Origin of the sequence: Legionella sainthelensi, from assembly GCF_900637685.1 — a bacterium.
Lineage (GTDB): Bacteria > Pseudomonadota > Gammaproteobacteria > Legionellales > Legionellaceae > Legionella > Legionella sainthelensi.
Genome location: NZ_LR134388.1, coordinates 870,112 through 887,263, shown reverse-complemented (window position 1 = coordinate 887,263; position 17,152 = coordinate 870,112). Strand labels below are relative to the sequence as shown.

Below are 17,152 nucleotides of genomic sequence, written 5' to 3'. Positions count from 1 at the left end.
AATAACAAATTACCTGGAATTTAAAAATGGAACACTCATGGAAAGAACAGTTATATCAACAGGTGATCAACAAGCTAGGTACTCAAAAAGGAAAGAAGCTTGCTGAAAAATACCTTCCTATTTTACCACTAAGTTACTGTGAACAACATTCCGCCGATGAAACATTAAGGGATCTCTTACAAATTGAGACATTATCATTACAAAATCAATTAACTATCGATTTTGTAGAATCTCCACGTACTGAATTCCCTTTGCACATTATGCTCTATCGCTATGGCAGCCCTATACCTTTATCGGATATTTTGCCCATTCTTGAAAACATGGGGCTACGCACTTATACAGAACGACCTTATAGAATAGAGATTAATCAAAATGAAGTGATTTGGATCGGCGATTTTAATGTCACATACACTCGAAGTAATTTACTTCCCCTCGATAAAGTGAAAGCCATTTTTAATGAAGCATTGATAAAAATTAGTACAGGCGCATGTGAAAATGATGGTTTCAATAAACTGATTTTAGGTGCCGGGTTATCGTGGCGTGAAATTATTATTATTCGCGCTTATGCAAAATACATGCAACAAATAGGGTTTCGTTTTAGCAAACAATATATTGAAAAAACGGTGGATACCTATGCCTTAATTGCCAAAAAACTTATTCAACTTTTTTATTTAAAATTTAGTTTGAAACAAAATTCGACCATTCAAAAAGAAAAAATTGCCCTGGAACATGAAATTCAAACGGATATTGATGCAATTAACAGCCTAGACGAAGATCATATTGTTCGCTATTTTTGGTCTTTAATAAAAGCCACTTTACGTACGAACTATTTTCAGCATAATTCTGAAGGACAACTCAAAGAATATTTATCACTTAAGCTTGACTCAACAAAAGTCCCTGACTTACCTCCTGGGCAGCCGATTTATGAAATTTTTGTTTATTCTGCACGCTTTGAGGGCATTCATTTGCGTAGCGCAAAAGTAGCTCGTGGCGGTATTCGTTGGTCCGATCGCCCTGAAGATTTTCGTACTGAAGTTCTAGGACTAATGAAAGCTCAAAAAGTAAAAAATGCAGTGATTGTGCCTTCAGGAGCAAAAGGTGGTTTTGTCTTAAAAAAACCATTACTGTCACTTGATCGTGAACAAATAAGACATGAAGTAATTTACTGTTATCAATCTTTTATTCGAGGTTTACTTGATCTTACCGATAATCTTATCGACGATCGTGTTGCCCCTCCCCCAAAAACCATCTGTTATGATGATGCAGATCCTTATCTTGTAGTTGCTGCAGATAAAGGAACTGCAACATTTTCTGATATCGCTAATGGTATTGCCAAAGAATATAACTTCTGGCTTGGTGATGCTTTTGCCTCCGGAGGATCTGCAGGATATGATCATAAAAAAATAGGGATTACCGCTCGTGGTGCCTGGGAATCAATCAAACGGCATTTTCGTGAATTGGATATCAACATCCAACAACAAGACTTTACTGTGGTAGGTATAGGAGATATGAGTGGTGATGTATTCGGTAATGGGCTAACGTATACCAATCATTGTCTTTTAATTGCCGCCTTTGATCATCGTCATATTTTTCTTGACCCTACTCCAAACGCTCATCAAGCCTTTGAAGAACGTATGCGCTTGTTTCAATTACCCACTTCTTCGTGGGAAGACTACAATCCAAAACTGGTTTCAAAAGGGGGCGGTATTTACAAACGAACAGTCAAGTTGATCTCGATTACTCCTGAAGTAAAAAAAGTCCTTGCAATTACAGAAGACTCTCTCACACCGAATGAATTGATTCGAGCCATATTAAAAGCACCTGTTGATTTATTATTTAATGGTGGTATTGGAACCTATGTCAAAGCATCAACTGAATCACATGCTGATGTGGGAGATAAAACCAATGAATTTTGTCGCATTAATGGAAATGAATTACGTTGCAAAATTGTAGGCGAAGGAGGAAATCTTGGTTTTACTCAACTAGGAAGAGTGGAATTTGCACTTAATGGTGGTTTAATTAATACTGATTCCATTGATAATTCAGCGGGAGTCAGCTGTTCTGACCATGAGGTCAATATTAAAATTCTTCTCAATAAAGAAATGAATCAAGGGAAACTTACTGAAAAAAAACGCAATCAACTTCTTACGAAAATGACCGAAGAAGTCGCTCAGCTCGTTTTGCAAGACAATTACAATCAAGCGTTGGTCTTAAGTTTTTCTGCGATAAATACCGTATCTTATAGTGGTTTATATCAAACCTACCTTAAAGAACTGGAAGGAGTTGTGAATTTAGATAGAAATGTTGAATTTCTTCCTGATGATAAACGACTTTTAGAACGTAAAGCGTCTGGACAAGGTTTAACACGCCCAGAATTATCTATTATTATGGCGTATACAAAAATTTACATTACCAGTGAATTATTGAAATCTAATTTGCCTGATGATCCTTATTTTACAACCATACTTGAAACCGGTTTTCCTTCATTACTTAAAAAAAATTATGCCGATGCAATGGCAAAACATCGACTACGTCGTGAAATTATCGCAACACAACTAAGTAATCAAATTGTAAATACTGTAGGGATCACATTTATGTACCGTTTACATATAGAAACAGGCCAATCAATAGCGGATATTGCTCGTGCTTATACTATTGCAGCCAAAGCCTATCAAGTAGACAATTTGCATTGTTTAGTGGATTCACTAAATTATAAGTTACCCGTACAAACTCAATATGAATTGCTTCATCATGTCAGGCAGTTAATGAATTTAGCCACTCGATGGTTCTTACATCATAAACGTCTTGAAGGTGAAATAGCCCACAATATAGACCATTACAGCCAATCAATAAGTAAACTTGAGCGACTAATCCCTGATCTAATGGCTGGAGTCACTCGAGAGTATCTCGATAAAATGGTCACACAATTTTTAGGTATCGGTTTACCCGAAGAGGCCGCTCGAAAAATTGCTACCACGCGGGCAATGTATACATTGCTCAACATTACAGAAGTTGCGACACAAAACAAATTCGATTTAAGAAAAACTGCAGAGGTGTATTTTACAGTGGGTAGTAAATTTAGTTTAGTTTGGTTTCGAGATCAAATAGGGAACGACTCTCGTGAAGGTCATTGGAATAATCTTGCACGTTTATCCTTGCGCGATGAGTTAGACAACCTCCAACGTCGATTAACCATTGTCATTTTAATTCACGATCAAAAAAAGCTTAATGCTGAAGAATTGATTTCCTACTGGTTTACCAAAAACAACTTTATTCGGCAACGCTGGGAACAATTATTGGAAATGTTATTAGATAGCCAAAGCATTGACTATACCATATTTTTCATAGCACTGCGTGAATTAACTACATTAATTAGTGCAGAGAAATAAATGCTTGTTTCTTTTTGAATCACGCCATAAAACAACGCTCTAGAAATATTGTTTTTTTTTGGGCGTATATGGTACTTTGTGTTCTCAAATTTAATGGTTAATGGAGTATATAATGGATGAAGAAAAGAGAAAAAATGCGAAGCAGAAAATCGCCAATGCTAAAAATCTAGAACGATATTTTTCCAAGAAGGAAGCAATTACCGAGTACCAAAATGGAATTAATTTATTTCTGCAAATTTCCAATAAAAGCGTTGCAGATATTAAAGCCATTGTTAGTGCTTACTATGAGCTTGCCACTCTCTTTTTTAATTCAAAAGATTATGCACATGCGGGCGAATGTTATGTAGCAGCGATAAACCAACTCGTACAAACGTCATTAGATGATGATTCATATCGAAACTTAGCTGAATTATATATTGATTTGGCTGATGCTTGTTATGAAATGATGAATCAAGTTGCCGGAGATGAGGCAATGGCTAATGCAATAAAAGCATTTGGATTAATTCGGTATAAAACACCTGAAGAACAAAAAATTGGTGATCCGGTGACTCATTTCAAAGAGTTTCATGCTTATTATGAAAAAAAATTATCCACAAAATCATACTTAAAATCGGCTAAGTTTATGAATCATGAACATTTACTGGGTGAAAGACAAGTTGAAAGACAACAAGAGCAAGCATTTTTCAATCAATTTGAAAGCATATCTCTTAGTGAAATACAGCAATTTGATCGTAGTCTAGAAAATATGTTATCCCAATTGTCCTTGTCCGCAGAACCACCAGCATTTAGTCCGATTTCATTAAATGAAACGCCCAGTGATAGTGCTTATCGCGGAATGGCAATGCAGTTTTTAAATTTAGCCAAATCCCAGATTCAGAATAAACAAATTTCGAATGCGATTACCACCTATCAACAGGCAATTAAAACTCTTAATGCAATCAAATTACCCAAAGAAAGCGACCTGCAAATTCTTCAAAGTCTGACGCAACAAATAGAATACTTACAAAATAAGCCTGGCTCTTCGCACTCTCATTCGTTCTCATCCACACGTCAAGTCGAACAACCATCTGTAACGACAACGAGTCAAAGAATGGGATTTTTTGATCATAGATTTAGAGAAAGCACTTATGACCCCACACCACAGTTTGGTTCTTTTAATGAATCAAACGAGGAAGAAGAGAATGACCATAGTATGTCTCTATAAAACCTAAGTCATACCCCGGCCTGTTAAGCCGGGGATTATAATAACCATTGATAAACTTATTAAGATTCGCTCGCTAATGATTTAATTTCAGGGATTCTACCTCAATGAGCAATGTATTTATTAATTCTCTCGCACTTAGGTTTCTGCATAATTGTGCTGATTGTCCAGACCACATGGACATAAAATCAATGTGTTGTTCTTCCTTTGCTTTTTTTCGCATCGTTGTGGTTAGAGCATTTTGAATAGGATAGCTAAGAATATTAGTTTTCTTCTCATGCATACGTTCGATAAATTTATTACGTATTCCTCGTGCTAATTTCCCAGAAAAAGCGCGTGTTAATACAGTATTGTCTTGACATTGAGCTAATAAAGTATGTTTGTATCCATCAGGTATTCCTGATTCAGAGCACGTAAGAAATGCCGTACCCATTTGTACTCCGTCTGCACCTAAAGCGGTGGCAGCAATAATTCCCCTTCCATCCATAATGCCACCTGCCGCAATAATAGGAATTTTTAGTTTATCAACTAGTTGCGGTAATAAACTGAATAAACCAATTAATGAATCTTCAGCTTTACCTAAAAAAGTACCTCTATGACCACCCGCCTCGCTCCCTTGGGCAACAAGGGCGTCGATACCACTTCGTTCCAGCTCATACGCTTCTTCAAGATTCGTAGCAGTACCTATTAAAAAAGTATGATTTTTTTTAAATTGTGAAATCCATACTAAATCCAATAAACCAAAGGCATAGCTAAAAACTGGAATTTTTTCTTCGATAAGCACTTTTATTTGTTCTGAAAAGGATGGTGCGTACGGTTCTGTAACCGGTTTAATTTCCAAATCCAGCTCAATGCAAGATTGTTGAATATCACGACACGCCCGTTGCATTTGACTTGGTCTAGCGTGATGATGTTGCGGAATAAACAGATTGACCGCGAAAGGTTTGTCCGTTAATTCACGAATTTTTCTTATCACAGACCTAATCTCTGTCGGCGACATATATCCTGCTCCTAACGAACCTAACCCCCCTGAGTTACTCACTTGGGCAACTAACTCTGGGGTAGTCGCACCACCCGCCATAGGAGCTTGGATAATTGGAAATTTTATACCTATTTTCTCAGCTAATTTCGTACGCCACATCGTTATTCCTTAACTTGAGACAGATAAAAATATTTTACTCTATAAACACACAAGTGATAATCTCTAATATTGCTGTAATTTATTCGATGAATTTTTTAAAATGCATCAATGTCTAGTGCATTGAGTTAGGAGAACACTATGAAAGCACAAGCGATATCCTCTTTTGGCGACTGTTCCGTTTTTGAAACAATTGAACTTCCCAAACCCACCGTTAAACCTGGCTATGTTCTACTTCGTGTAGAAGCGACTAGTGTTAATCCTGTCGATTGCAAAGTACGTTCTGGAAAATACAGTCAAATTTCTCCTCCATTTCCCGCAATTCTGCATAGTGATGTATCCGGCACTATTGAAGAGGTTGGTCCTAATGTTACTGAATTTTCAGTAGGTGATGAAGTTTATGGATGCGCGGGAGGGTTTAAAGATGAAAGTGGCGCATTAGCCGAATATATGCTTGTTGATGCACGATTAATCGCTAAAAAACCTAAGACACTGAGCATGGTAGAAGCAGCTGCATTACCTTTAGTGACGATCACCGCTTGGGAAGCATTGTTTGAAAAAATAAAAATTAAACCAGGACAAAAAGTATTAATCCATGCCGGAATAGGTGGTGTAGGACATATTGCTATTCAGTTAGCAAAATGGGCTGGGGCTGAAGTATACACTACGGTATCTTCCCAGAATAAAGCAGAAATTGCAAAATCGCTGGGAGCCAAAGAAGCAATTAATTATCGAGATGAATCGGTTCAAGAATACGTAGGACGATTGACTAGTGGAGTAGGATTTGATGTGGTTTTTGACACTGTGGGGGGCGATAATCTGAATCAATCATTAGCTGCAGTCGCTCTCTATGGGAATGTCATCAGTATTCAATCTGCTGCTCTATATGATCTTTCCCCTTTGCATGCAAAATCTGCCAGTCTACATGCTGTTTTTATGTTAATACCTTTACTTCATAATGTACAACGTGAACGGCATGGGATGATATTAAAACAAGTTGCCAGCCTTGTGGATGAGGGATATTTGAAGCCACTTATCGACCCACATCTTTTTTATTTTGAAAATATAGATAAAGCACATGCTTTACTTGAGTCAGGCAAGGCAATGGGTAAAGTTGTTGTCCAAGCATACTAACTAACCTGGGTTCGATATAAAAATAATAATTTTTTATATCGAACCTCTTTGAGAACTGGAATCTGAATCAATACTACTAATCTTGAAAGATAAAGTGCGTGTTTCACAGTAAAGAATAGTACTTGCAATTACTGCAGCAGGCATGAGTAGAATGTTAATTACCGGTATGAAACTGGCCAGATTAATAGAGCATCCTAACCCTAATGAACGCATTTTATTGTGGGCAATTTCCTGCCGCATTTCTTTAAAATCCACTAAATTATTATCCATAACAAAATCTTGATATTGAATATTCAACATCCATGCATTAAAAACAAACCAAAGCAAAGGATAAATCGGTTGTAAGAAAGGGACAAAAAATAAAAGACCCACCCCAAAAAAGCGAGGGAGAAAATAACGAAGAAATTCCATTTGGCGTTTCAAACTGCGAGCAACCATTTTGTAGAATGGGATAACTGGAATCATACTTTGATAAAGCAGATTTTGGGTTTTCTCTGCCAATAAGCCATTTAAAGGAGCCGCTATCACATTAAAAACAACCGTAAACAAAGAGAGAAACATTAAGAAAAAACCAAGGATAAAAATTATAAAAAATAAGGTACTTAGAAAACTAAGCCACGAGGGCAATTGATTGAGATAATGAGATGCGTAAGGAAGTAAATAATGATAGATTAAATAAAATAACCCAGCAAACATTAAAAAATTTAATACTAAAGGCAATATAATAAAACGTTTTAATCCTTTGGTAAAAAGATGGCGAATACCCCGTAACAGATAAAATGCCCCCTTCCAGAAACTCTTCATTTTTACCCTTATTTTTACAATATACGTTTTAGACTAGCTCATTTTAATCAGCTAGGAACCCACTTTGTAACATTCTTGTTACAATTTAAAAACACCTTGTTATAATTCTGTTACATTCATTATTTAGACTGGGCATCGGATAACAATCTAAGAGGTATAAGAAATGATTATAAAAAAATATTGCTGCTGGGAATCATAAGCGCTGCTGCGTTTTTTTCCACCTCAGCGTTTGCCAATCATCATTCTCATCGCCATCATCCACGCTTTAAATTTTTCTCTCATCATCACCATCATCACTCAAACTCTTGGAGAAATGTTCACCGAGTACCCCCCCTGGAAATTATATTGTAGTGCCAAATGGAACGCCATATTCACGATATCATCATCACCAGTAATTAGCGTGAATGCGACATACAAGGCATAGAGATGCTTTTTATGTCGCTCACGAATATTATATTCATTCTGATTATCAACAATTCCTCTGTGTGTCATAAGATATTAAAATTTCTTGTATTTTAATTAGGATGTGTTAGTAATTCATTTAGTTGCCCGCTTCTCGGACTGGATGTATAGACCAATAACCCCTATGATAATAGATTATTAGAGATCTTGATGAAAACTTTGATGCAAGCATGTATTTTTTTTCTTATTTTATCTGCGGGTATTTATTTTTCTTTAGCTTTATACATTATAAAAAATGCCGAAAATGATGAGAAAAAATATGCAGATGTGATTTTAGTGCTCGGAACAAAAGCGTACCATGACGATCAATACAATCCTTGCCTCGTAGCTCGAGTACAACATGCTGTTGCTTTATATAAAACAAACTATGCACCCAAACTTCTTTTTTCCGGGGGAAATGATGACAAAGATGGAACGAATGAAGCACAAGTCATGAAAGAAATGGCCCTGTATTTAGGTGTTTCTGAAGAGGACATTCTGCTTGAACCCGCATCAACATCTACCTACGAAAATCTTTTGTTTTCTGAAAAAATTCTCACCGCAAAACAATTTAATTCTATTCTTTTAGTTACTGAACCTTTTCACTTACCTAGAGCAATGCTTGTCGCTCAAAAAATAGGACTTCATGTTTCTAGTTCTCCAGCAATAGAAAGCCTGTGTTGGCAAAAAAACAGATATTTTTCCCGACACTTTCTTAGAGAACCACTCGCTATTATTTATTATAAAATCAAAAATCAACTATAATCTGACCAATAAGAGACCAACAAAACAATAAAAAACTCAAAATGATTTTTTTATTGACCTTAAATTGGCGCATAGGTATAGTTCAAGAACGCTAAATCAGCTCTATTGGTTATAATGCCATCGTTTTCTGCCCCTAAAAAAAGCGCCAAAAACTTACATCAATGGACTTACCTTTATGCTCTGTATCTGGGCATAGATAATTGCAAACTGTCTATGAGCATGATCAAATACAGTTTTGACATAGCTCTAGCCAATAGTGATTTAGCCACCAAAGCAATGCAAGAATGGATAAAATCACCGATTGGCGCCTCAGTAGCCATCCTAGTTATTTTTGGCACAATTAGTGCCTCTTTAATAACACATTATACGATTCATGAAGATAAAATTGCTTTTAGAATAATCATCCTACTTTGGCCTTACGTCCGCGATTCAATGAAAAGCTTACGTAACGCATTGCGCGGGATAAGCAGTACCCTAAACTTAATCTATATTCTTGAGTTTCAAGACATTAGACACTTAATTATTCCAATTGGGCTTTTTGTAGGTGGCCTGTCTGTATTAAATCGGATTTGGATACGTTGGAAATCGAATCAATACCATGAGTTGTTAGAAATAAATGCACAATTGCTTGTAGATCTTGAAAAGTTAAACACTCTATCTCCACAGCAAATTGATAGCCTGCGTAGAAAAATAGCAAAGCAATCTAATGCATTTAAAACATGCTCTTTATTAGCCTGCTTTTTATCTGGTCTGATTGATGGAATAAATCCCTATATAGGATCCCTGGTTTTAGTGACATGCTCACCGTCCATGCTCTTATTAATTACCAGTTTTTGTGGTATTTATTTTTTCACAACCTTAGCAATACGAGTTCATGAAGAAATGAACCTACAACAAGAATTCTTAATTGTTCAAAAAAAAATTGAATTAACTTTATTGGAAAAAGAAATTGATCTTCTGACTACTTACATCACTCAGTTAAGTGATTATTTGAGCCTCCACTCACGCCATAAAGAACTATTTTTAGATGAATACACTACTCTCTCAATTTATCTTAACTTGAAACTAGAAGAACAAGAAAAAGAACGAAAAGCTTTATCACAAATAACTCGCAGAACACCAACATATTTACAAGGAGCTCAAATCGGGTTAAATGCCTATAAATATGTGATGCTTACCTTGAGCACGTGTATTTTTCTATCCCCTATTAAACTTCCTGTTCTATCTTCTGAGCATCGTGCTCTGGTGGGAATGAGTTCACTCGGTGCTGGAATTAGTTATGCTTTTTCTGCCTCTTTTTTACGGCAATGGATAGAGTCCATGAAGTCCTATTTTAAATCTAATAACTTACAAAATAATTGCTGTTTAACACATAACAATAAAATTTCCACATCATTTCAAAATTCAAATAGTTTTTTTTTCTATTCCAAACAACATGAGAGACCCTGCTTAACTTATCAATTATGCAAAATCAACCGTTAAATTAATTATTGATGAAGTATTCGATGCACTTCATACTTGGAAACATAGCAAGAGCTCAAAATTTTGAGCTTCTGCTAGTTTCTCCGGGCTAAAAAAAACATTATTCCTTAAATCATTTATTTGGTCTTAGTACACGTTTCGGAGCCAAGTTTATTGTCTGATTGTAACGTCCAATTGCCTTGCAATGAACCATCTGACTTCAACTCAAACACTTCTATTCCAAGTGCATCAGGTTTTTTAGGATCCCAAAATGAGACTGAGATAGCATTCGGTAAACTTCCTACCATAACCCCAGTACCATAAAGAATAGGATCGCCATTACTATCATCCCATTCAAAAGTATAGGTATCTTTTCCTTTGGTTATTGAGAGAGTAGAAGCGCTTGTGTTATTGGACGCGTCTGCCCGTTGACATTGATAATCTCCTTGAGCACTAGGAGTCGCCGCATTACTTGTGTTTGTTGAGGGGCTAGGGCTAGAGGTTGATGTATTAGTATTGGTCGGAGTGCTCGTAGTATCTGCATATGTTATCATAGTAGAGAGCGATAATGCGGTAACTAAATAAACACTCTTAATTACAGTTTTCATAATAAATTCCTTTTTTCATATCTTATCTATATGAGTATCTTTGTTACTTGGCTTTAGTGCACGTCTCGGTGCCCCCTGTATCTTTGTTACTTTCTGAAAAATAACCATCTAAAGTACCATCAGGTTTGATATTAAAAATTTGAACTGTAGTAACAGTTGGGGATTTAGGTTGCCAAAATATATAACCAATAGCATTGTTTATATTTTTATTCATTACTCCCTTACCAATATAATAGGGAAATACGTTACCGGTGGGAATTCCTGAAATTTTGTATACATCTCCATTTTTTTTGAAAACTATAGTTTCTGTTCCATCATTAGGTGTAGAAAATGGATCATGATAGGAACATTGGTACGATCCTGAAATGTCAGGTGTATCAGAATATACACTCGTTGAGACTGCCAAGATCCCCACTAAGCTTGCAAGCGAAATCTTACTAATAACTCTCATAAGAACTCCTTTTTCTTATCGTCATTCAAATCCATAAGGCTATAGTAAATATATGTTACGCTATAGAGAAAAGCAAATTTATCCCCCTGCGATACTATTTAAAATCTGATGAAACCTTTAACTCCCTCTCTTGTTCATCTAATGACTCAATAAGTTGTTTTAGCCGTCCTTGATTCAAAGCCATTTTTTCAAAAAAACCAATGCTCAACGGCATACCGCGAATGGAGTTTTTCCATTTTTCTGCTGCCTGACATTTTGTCGCCCTAGAAAGAGATAAAAATGAATGCTTGGGACGAATATCTTCTTGACGCTGCTTTATATATTTATCCAAAGAAAATAGAGTAATTGCCGTATGAACCAATTTTGCTTCTCTGCTGGTCAGAGTACGTATCTGTTTTTGAGCCGCAGCGGTAAAATCTAAAGCCGCGGGATAAGATTTATCTTTTTGGGTATCAAAATCAAGTTCTAACAATCGAAGGGTCTCATCTAATAAAACATCATCGTTCATAATTAAATCGATTCTGCTTTTCTGAATAAAAGGGTAAATCCAGCGGCAGTGGTTAGTGATCTGAAGAAAATCCCCGCGTCGATTAGGAATTAAATGAGCAACTTGCGATAAAGCATCAACCATTTTTAAGGATCGAGTATCTATATAATCTTTTTGCATATGAAAAAAATTAAGGCAATCCGTCGCTTTTTCAGTGAGCGTTTTAAACATTGCGAGTTCGGAACGGCGCTCTTCGTCAGTAGTATTCTGACGAAAATAAATCAGATAAGGAATTAAATGGAGTTGTGCAACAGTACAATGTTTATAAAGTAAATAAAAACTGGATTGCAGCAAAAAGAGTATGTCTTTTAATTTTTGAGTTTCCTGAGACCGTTTTGCAGAAAAACACTCATTCAAACGCAATAATGGATAGCTATTATCAAGCTCATCCAGCCGGGCATAACCTGACATACGACTTGCACAAGTCAATAAAGAAAGAAGTTCTGTACTTTTTAATTGATTATCAGAGACACTGTCATAGCGATTTTTTAATTCTTGAAATAAAAGAGAATGATGAAAATCTCTTTCTAACAAACCCGCTTTAAACAATTGCTTTTGAAATGTAAGCCAAGGGATAACAAGAGCATCATTGTGCCATTGCTCAAAAGATAAATGATGCGCACTCCAGCTCCAAAATTGATGAATGATTTCTTGCACAGAACCGATCATCTCAGATGGAACATCATGTTCCTCATCATACATTTTAGCAAGTTCTTTAATACGTGTGACTAATCGAATGACTTCATCAACACTTTTTTCCAGTAGAATTTTTTCTTCTAATTCATCAATTAGCCTATTAAATTCACCGACCTTCATCCTTTCACTCCATGTCTGATAATATAATTAAGAGAAAAACATATGAATAAAACCCTTTAGCGTTCCGTATTATTTGTTCAACAAAAAAATCAATTAATCAACATTTTATTCAAACATATAACAGAATATTTGTTTTAAATCTAGAGTTCTCAACGTTATCATTCCAATGATTGAAGAGTGTGTTTCTAGTGAAGATAAACAGCAAATCCACCATTAATAACTAAAAAATACAAGGAAAATCACTCTGGACGAAGTGTATTACAACTACTATCATGGCAGCATCACGCTCTTTTGATACATGATTATTTCGTTTATAAGGATATTTATATCAATGTTTGATTTTACTGGTAGTTATACTGACCAATATCAGCTCACCATGGCCCAAGTTTATTTTTTAAAAGGTCATGAAAACTCTACTGCAGTTTTTGATTATTTTTCAGAAAACTTCCATTCGGTTCTGGATATGCCATTTTTGCTGGACTTACTGATTTGCTTAAGATATTAGAAAACTATCATTTTAATGAGCAAGATATTTATTTTTTAAAAAGCATAGGAATGGCCCCTAGGTTCCTTGATTATTTAAAGAACTTTCGTTTTCGAGGAACTGTTTATGCCTCTTATGAAGGGGATTTAGTCTTTCCTACGTGTCCTGTGGTTTCTATAGAAGCCAATGTTATCGAAGCCCAACTCGTTGAAACAATTCTATTAAATTTACTAAATTTTCAAACGCTTATCGCCACAAAAGCCAGTCGAATCAGGCGAGCAGCAGATGGATGTCAGTTAATCGATTTTGGGTTACGCAGAGCCCAAGGCCCAGGGGGGTATTATGCGAGTCGGGCAGCAATTATTGGTGGTTTTGATGCTACGAGTAATGTATGTGTGGGACGTGACTATAATATTCCAATTTCAGGAACTATGGGACATTCATACATACAAAGTTATGACAGTGAACTGTCTGCATTTCGCGATTTTGCGGAGATCTGGCCTGATAATTGCTCTCTACTTGTTGATACCTACAGCACTATAGAAAGTGGCGTTCCCAATGCGATTCGTGTAGCTAAAGAAATGGAACAACGTGGACACCGTTTACAAGGAATACGATTAGATAGTGGTGATTTGGGAGCCCTGGCTAAAAAATCACGTCAAATGCTTGATGAGTCAGGGCTAAATTATGTAAAGATTATCGCATCCAATCAGCTTGATGAAGAAAAAATAAAGGATCTGCGCGAACAAAATGTACCTATCGATATTTTTGGTGTTGGAACAAATTTGGTTATTGGAGCACCAGATGCTGCATTAGATGGAGTATACAAATTAGCTTATATGGATGAAAAGCCACGCATAAAGCTCTCAGAGACAATAGGTAAAATTACTTTGCCCTACAAAAAACAAGTGTACCGGCTATTGCATAATGATACATTCTTAGGAGGAGATGTTGTAGCACTTATGAGTGAAACTGATTTGGGAGACATTCACTCTCCTTTTAAACCCGGAAAATCATTCGCTTTTGAGCAGTATCTGCAAGAGCCATTACTCCACAAAGTCATGGAAAAAGGTAAATGCACTTTACCCTTACAAACACTCCAACAAATTGCAGAGTACAGCAAACAGCGTTTACAACAGCTTCCTGAGGAATTTAAACGGTTTGAAAAACCAACCATTTATCAGATAGGCTTAAGCAATCAACTGAATCAAAAACGAAATCAATTAATTAAAGAATATCAAAAATATTCCCATGAAAAAAATAAATAAGACCTTAATCATTATTGATGTGCAAAATGATTTTATGCCTGGTGGTTCACTTGCAGTATTAGATGGCGATGCCATCATCCCTAGTATTAATCAATTACTTCCTAAATTTGATTTAATTGTAGCTACTCAAGATTGGCATCCTCAAAATCACAAAAGTTTTGCATCTAATTATCCGGGGAAAGCCTCTCGATAAAATAATAGTACATGGAATAGAACAAATACTATGGCCTAATCACTGCATTCAGGGAACTTTTGATGCAGAGTTTCATCCCATGCTTGGCATAAAACCTATAGAAACTATTTTTCGTAAAGGGATGAATCCTGAAGTAGACAGTTATAGTGGTTTTTACGATAACCAACACCAAATAAACACGGGATTAGCAGGTTATCTCAAGGGAAAAGACGCTAAGAACCTTTATTTTTGTGGTTTATGTGCTGATGTTTGTGTTTATTTCTCAATAAAAGATGCACTGAATGAAGGGTTCCAATGTTATTTAATTGAAGACGCGACTATGCCTCTTAATCAAAAACATTTTCAAGAGATCAAAGCAAAACTGATTCATAGCGATGTCAGGTTACTAAAGAGCAATGATATTTGATAACTCATTGTTAACAATTTGTTTCTCCTGTAACGTTTCCACACTAAGTTCTTTACGTTATGACAAGCTCGTTCGGTTCTATCTCACGTTTACTTGCACCTTGTCTGGAATTAGTGTATGACGCTATACCATTTTTGCGTAAATCATATGATGATTAAAACCTAAATCGGCCAAAATAGGATTTCTGTCAACTAACGTGGCATAACCTTGTTTTTGCAAATAAGAATTAAGCTGTTCCACTCGATTTTCTATATTATGAACTTCGATACTTATTTGCTTGATTATAGAAAAATGCTTGGGTTGAATACTTTTTATAACATCTATTTCGGCACCCTCAACATCAACCTTTAAAAAATCGATATGCCTAATTTGCTGTTGTTCAATAAAACGTCCTAATGAGGTCAGTTTACATGTAACTTGGGTTGTTCGAGTTTGCTTTTTATAATTTCTCTTAATGAAATAGTCCCGAAAAAATGGCAGCAATTTTAATTGATAATAAAGAAATTTATTTTGCCAAGGAAGTAACTTCAAGAGCGTATTATAATCTAATAATGGTTGAAAATTTGAAATGAGCTTATCTTGGGGTCTATAAGTTGCAGTACCCACACTGTGTCCAAATAAAGTAAATACAACCTCACAATCGTGGGCAACATCACTGATGCCAGTATTGTATAGATGTATCTTACTCTTAAAATGTTCTAAATTTTTTTGCAAACAAAAAAAAGTCATTGGAATCGGTTCAAAACAGTAAATCTCAGCATTATAATTACAATGCTGCAGGGCAAATAATGAAAAAATGCCAATATTTGCCCCTACATCAACAATAACTGCCCCTGGATTTAAACTAAGAAAATCAAGCAAATACGTCTTTTGTGAAAAAATTTCATAGATTAATCCTTGAGTTTCAAGTTCATTTACAAAAAACAGATCACCAATTACAAATTTTTTTTGTAAGATCTCAGGAAACATAATTATCTCCCTTATCATAAGAATAATGGGTCATTCCTGCTAAAATTAACCTGTCTCCAATATGAGGTGTTTTTCCATGCAAGCAGGAATAATTATCAATAATCATCAGATCTCCTGGTTGCCAAGAAACTAAAAGTGTATTTTTTTGTACCGCCTCGCTGATCAACAAAGACTCTTGCTTCGAAAAAGGCGTACCATCTCCGTAAAAAGCCAAATAAGGATGAATGCTGTTTTGCAATAAAATAAAGGAAAGGATAGGATTTTTAACCATTGAATTAATATAATCACTAATACCATTGCAATGGTGGGAAAGCTGATTACATTGATTGAACCATACTAATTTACCTGTTATGGGATGCTTTCTACTGGCAGGCAGATATATTTCCGTAAGCAAATCCTTTCCTTTCCATTTAAATTGTTGTTGTGTCTGATGAAGTATGTTTTCAACCTGTTTTTTTTCATGGGTATTAAACTCTTCCTTCCACGTCTTAAATACAGGAGCAACCCCCATTAATTGAATGATTTTATATTTTATTCCATAACTGTAATAATGTCGGCGGTATAAAACACCTTTTAACTGTAATTTTTGTTGTAAAGACTCTGGAAGGGAGAGCCAAATTTGATGGCCATCAGCAAGCGAAGTACAGCCACCCTGTTCAGCCGCTTTAATGCAGTTAAAAAAGATATGTGTTGGAAATTCAGAGCTGTAAGATTTTTCATTATGTAGCGCAATAGGATAACTCGCAGGATAATTGGATGAAGTAAATACACCTTCTTGAATTTTTGTTCTTGGAACCGGGCACAAATCGTAATTATAATTAGCGCCTAAGTCACTGGCCTGAATTACTGTTTTAAATTGCTCAGGAGTATTAATGTTAAATCCACGGAAGATAATGGCATGATAACGAAGCAGATGCTCTTTAAATAAAGTATTATCTTCTTTGAGAAAGCGCACTAAATCATTACTATTAGCACTTTTTGCAGCAGGAGCTTGTATCAATAAGGGTAATTTTTGCTGATTTAAAAAAGCATAATGGAGCTGCTTATGTATCATAAAATCTCCTGATTGCATCTTTA

The 17,152-nt window shown here is 35.7% G+C and carries 14 protein-coding genes and 1 pseudogene; 8 read left to right on the top strand and 7 right to left on the bottom strand.

The features are described 5' to 3' along the window. Positions 1–26: 26 nt before the first annotated feature. Both EL220_RS03920 and EL220_RS03915 read left to right on the top strand, forming a co-directional pair. Positions 27–3,389: an NAD-glutamate dehydrogenase gene (locus EL220_RS03920; protein WP_027271033.1), complete on the top strand. Its 3,363-nt coding sequence runs from the start codon at positions 27–29 to the stop codon at positions 3,387–3,389. Positions 3,390–3,501: 112 nt separating this feature from the next. Continuing rightward, a complete protein-coding gene (locus EL220_RS03915) occupies positions 3,502–4,593 on the top strand; it encodes a hypothetical protein (RefSeq protein WP_027271034.1) in 1,092 nt (363 codons plus the stop codon). Positions 4,594–4,666: 73 nt separating this feature from the next. Here EL220_RS03915 and EL220_RS03910 read toward each other — a convergent pair whose 3' ends face one another. After that, positions 4,667–5,731, bottom strand: coding sequence for an NAD(P)H-dependent flavin oxidoreductase (locus EL220_RS03910; RefSeq protein WP_027271035.1), 1,065 nt, complete (start codon positions 5,729–5,731; stop codon positions 4,667–4,669). Between the two features lie 138 nt (positions 5,732–5,869). On the opposite strand from EL220_RS03910, the gene EL220_RS03905 reads away from it, so the two are divergent. Next, positions 5,870–6,862, top strand: coding sequence for a zinc-dependent alcohol dehydrogenase family protein (locus EL220_RS03905; protein ID WP_027271036.1), 993 nt, complete (start codon positions 5,870–5,872; stop codon positions 6,860–6,862). Between the two features lie 33 nt (positions 6,863–6,895). Here EL220_RS03905 and cysZ read toward each other — a convergent pair whose 3' ends face one another. Beyond that, on the bottom strand, positions 6,896–7,666 hold the full coding sequence (gene cysZ / locus EL220_RS03900) for a sulfate transporter CysZ (protein ID WP_051544730.1): 771 nt from the start codon (positions 7,664–7,666) through the stop codon (positions 6,896–6,898). A gap of 612 nt (positions 7,667–8,278) precedes the next feature. On the opposite strand from cysZ, the gene EL220_RS03890 reads away from it, so the two are divergent. Then, positions 8,279–8,872: a YdcF family protein gene (locus EL220_RS03890; RefSeq protein WP_027271038.1), complete on the top strand. Its 594-nt coding sequence runs from the start codon at positions 8,279–8,281 to the stop codon at positions 8,870–8,872. A 114-nt stretch (positions 8,873–8,986) separates the two neighbouring features. Further along, the gene (locus tag EL220_RS03885; RefSeq protein WP_232002612.1) at positions 8,987–10,354 is read left to right on the top strand and encodes a hypothetical protein; all 1,368 of its coding nucleotides are present in this window, start codon (positions 8,987–8,989) and stop codon (positions 10,352–10,354) included. Positions 10,355–10,470: 116 nt separating this feature from the next. On the opposite strand, the gene EL220_RS03880 is transcribed toward EL220_RS03885, so the two are convergent. The 3 genes from EL220_RS03880 to EL220_RS03870 form a co-directional block, all read right to left on the bottom strand. Continuing rightward, the gene (locus EL220_RS03880; RefSeq protein WP_027271039.1) at positions 10,471–10,941 is read right to left on the bottom strand and encodes a hypothetical protein; all 471 of its coding nucleotides are present in this window, start codon (positions 10,939–10,941) and stop codon (positions 10,471–10,473) included. A 43-nt stretch (positions 10,942–10,984) separates the two neighbouring features. After that, on the bottom strand, positions 10,985–11,392 hold the full coding sequence (locus EL220_RS03875) for a hypothetical protein (RefSeq protein WP_027271040.1): 408 nt from the start codon (positions 11,390–11,392) through the stop codon (positions 10,985–10,987). A gap of 94 nt (positions 11,393–11,486) precedes the next feature. After that, positions 11,487–12,755 carry a hypothetical protein gene (locus EL220_RS03870; protein WP_027271041.1) on the bottom strand — a complete coding sequence of 423 codons (1,269 nt, stop codon included), beginning with the start codon at positions 12,753–12,755 and terminating at the stop codon, positions 11,487–11,489. A gap of 331 nt (positions 12,756–13,086) precedes the next feature. Between EL220_RS03870 and EL220_RS03865 the strand changes: the two are divergent. The 3 genes and pseudogenes from EL220_RS03865 to EL220_RS03860 all read left to right on the top strand — a co-directional run bounded on the left by EL220_RS03865 (position 13,087) and on the right by EL220_RS03860 (position 15,106). Beyond that, positions 13,087–14,507: pseudogene (locus tag EL220_RS03865) on the top strand (nicotinate phosphoribosyltransferase). After that, positions 14,491–14,700 carry a cysteine hydrolase family protein gene (locus EL220_RS19490; RefSeq protein WP_261975423.1) on the top strand — a complete coding sequence of 70 codons (210 nt, stop codon included), beginning with the start codon at positions 14,491–14,493 and terminating at the stop codon, positions 14,698–14,700. Before EL220_RS03865 ends, EL220_RS19490 begins: the two are co-directional and overlap by 17 nt. Further along, entirely contained in the window at positions 14,666–15,106 is a 441-nt protein-coding gene (locus EL220_RS03860; protein ID WP_269471004.1) for an isochorismatase family protein, read from the top strand. The genes EL220_RS19490 and EL220_RS03860 overlap by 35 nt, the downstream gene beginning before the upstream one ends. A gap of 123 nt (positions 15,107–15,229) precedes the next feature. Here the strand turns inward: EL220_RS03860 and EL220_RS03855 are convergent, their stop codons facing one another. After that, the gene (locus EL220_RS03855) at positions 15,230–16,075 is read right to left on the bottom strand and encodes an FkbM family methyltransferase (RefSeq protein WP_035906035.1); all 846 of its coding nucleotides are present in this window, start codon (positions 16,073–16,075) and stop codon (positions 15,230–15,232) included. After that, entirely contained in the window at positions 16,065–17,129 is a 1,065-nt protein-coding gene (locus tag EL220_RS03850) for a TauD/TfdA family dioxygenase (protein ID WP_027271043.1), read from the bottom strand. The genes EL220_RS03855 and EL220_RS03850 overlap by 11 nt, the downstream gene beginning before the upstream one ends. Positions 17,130–17,152 lie beyond the last annotated feature (23 nt).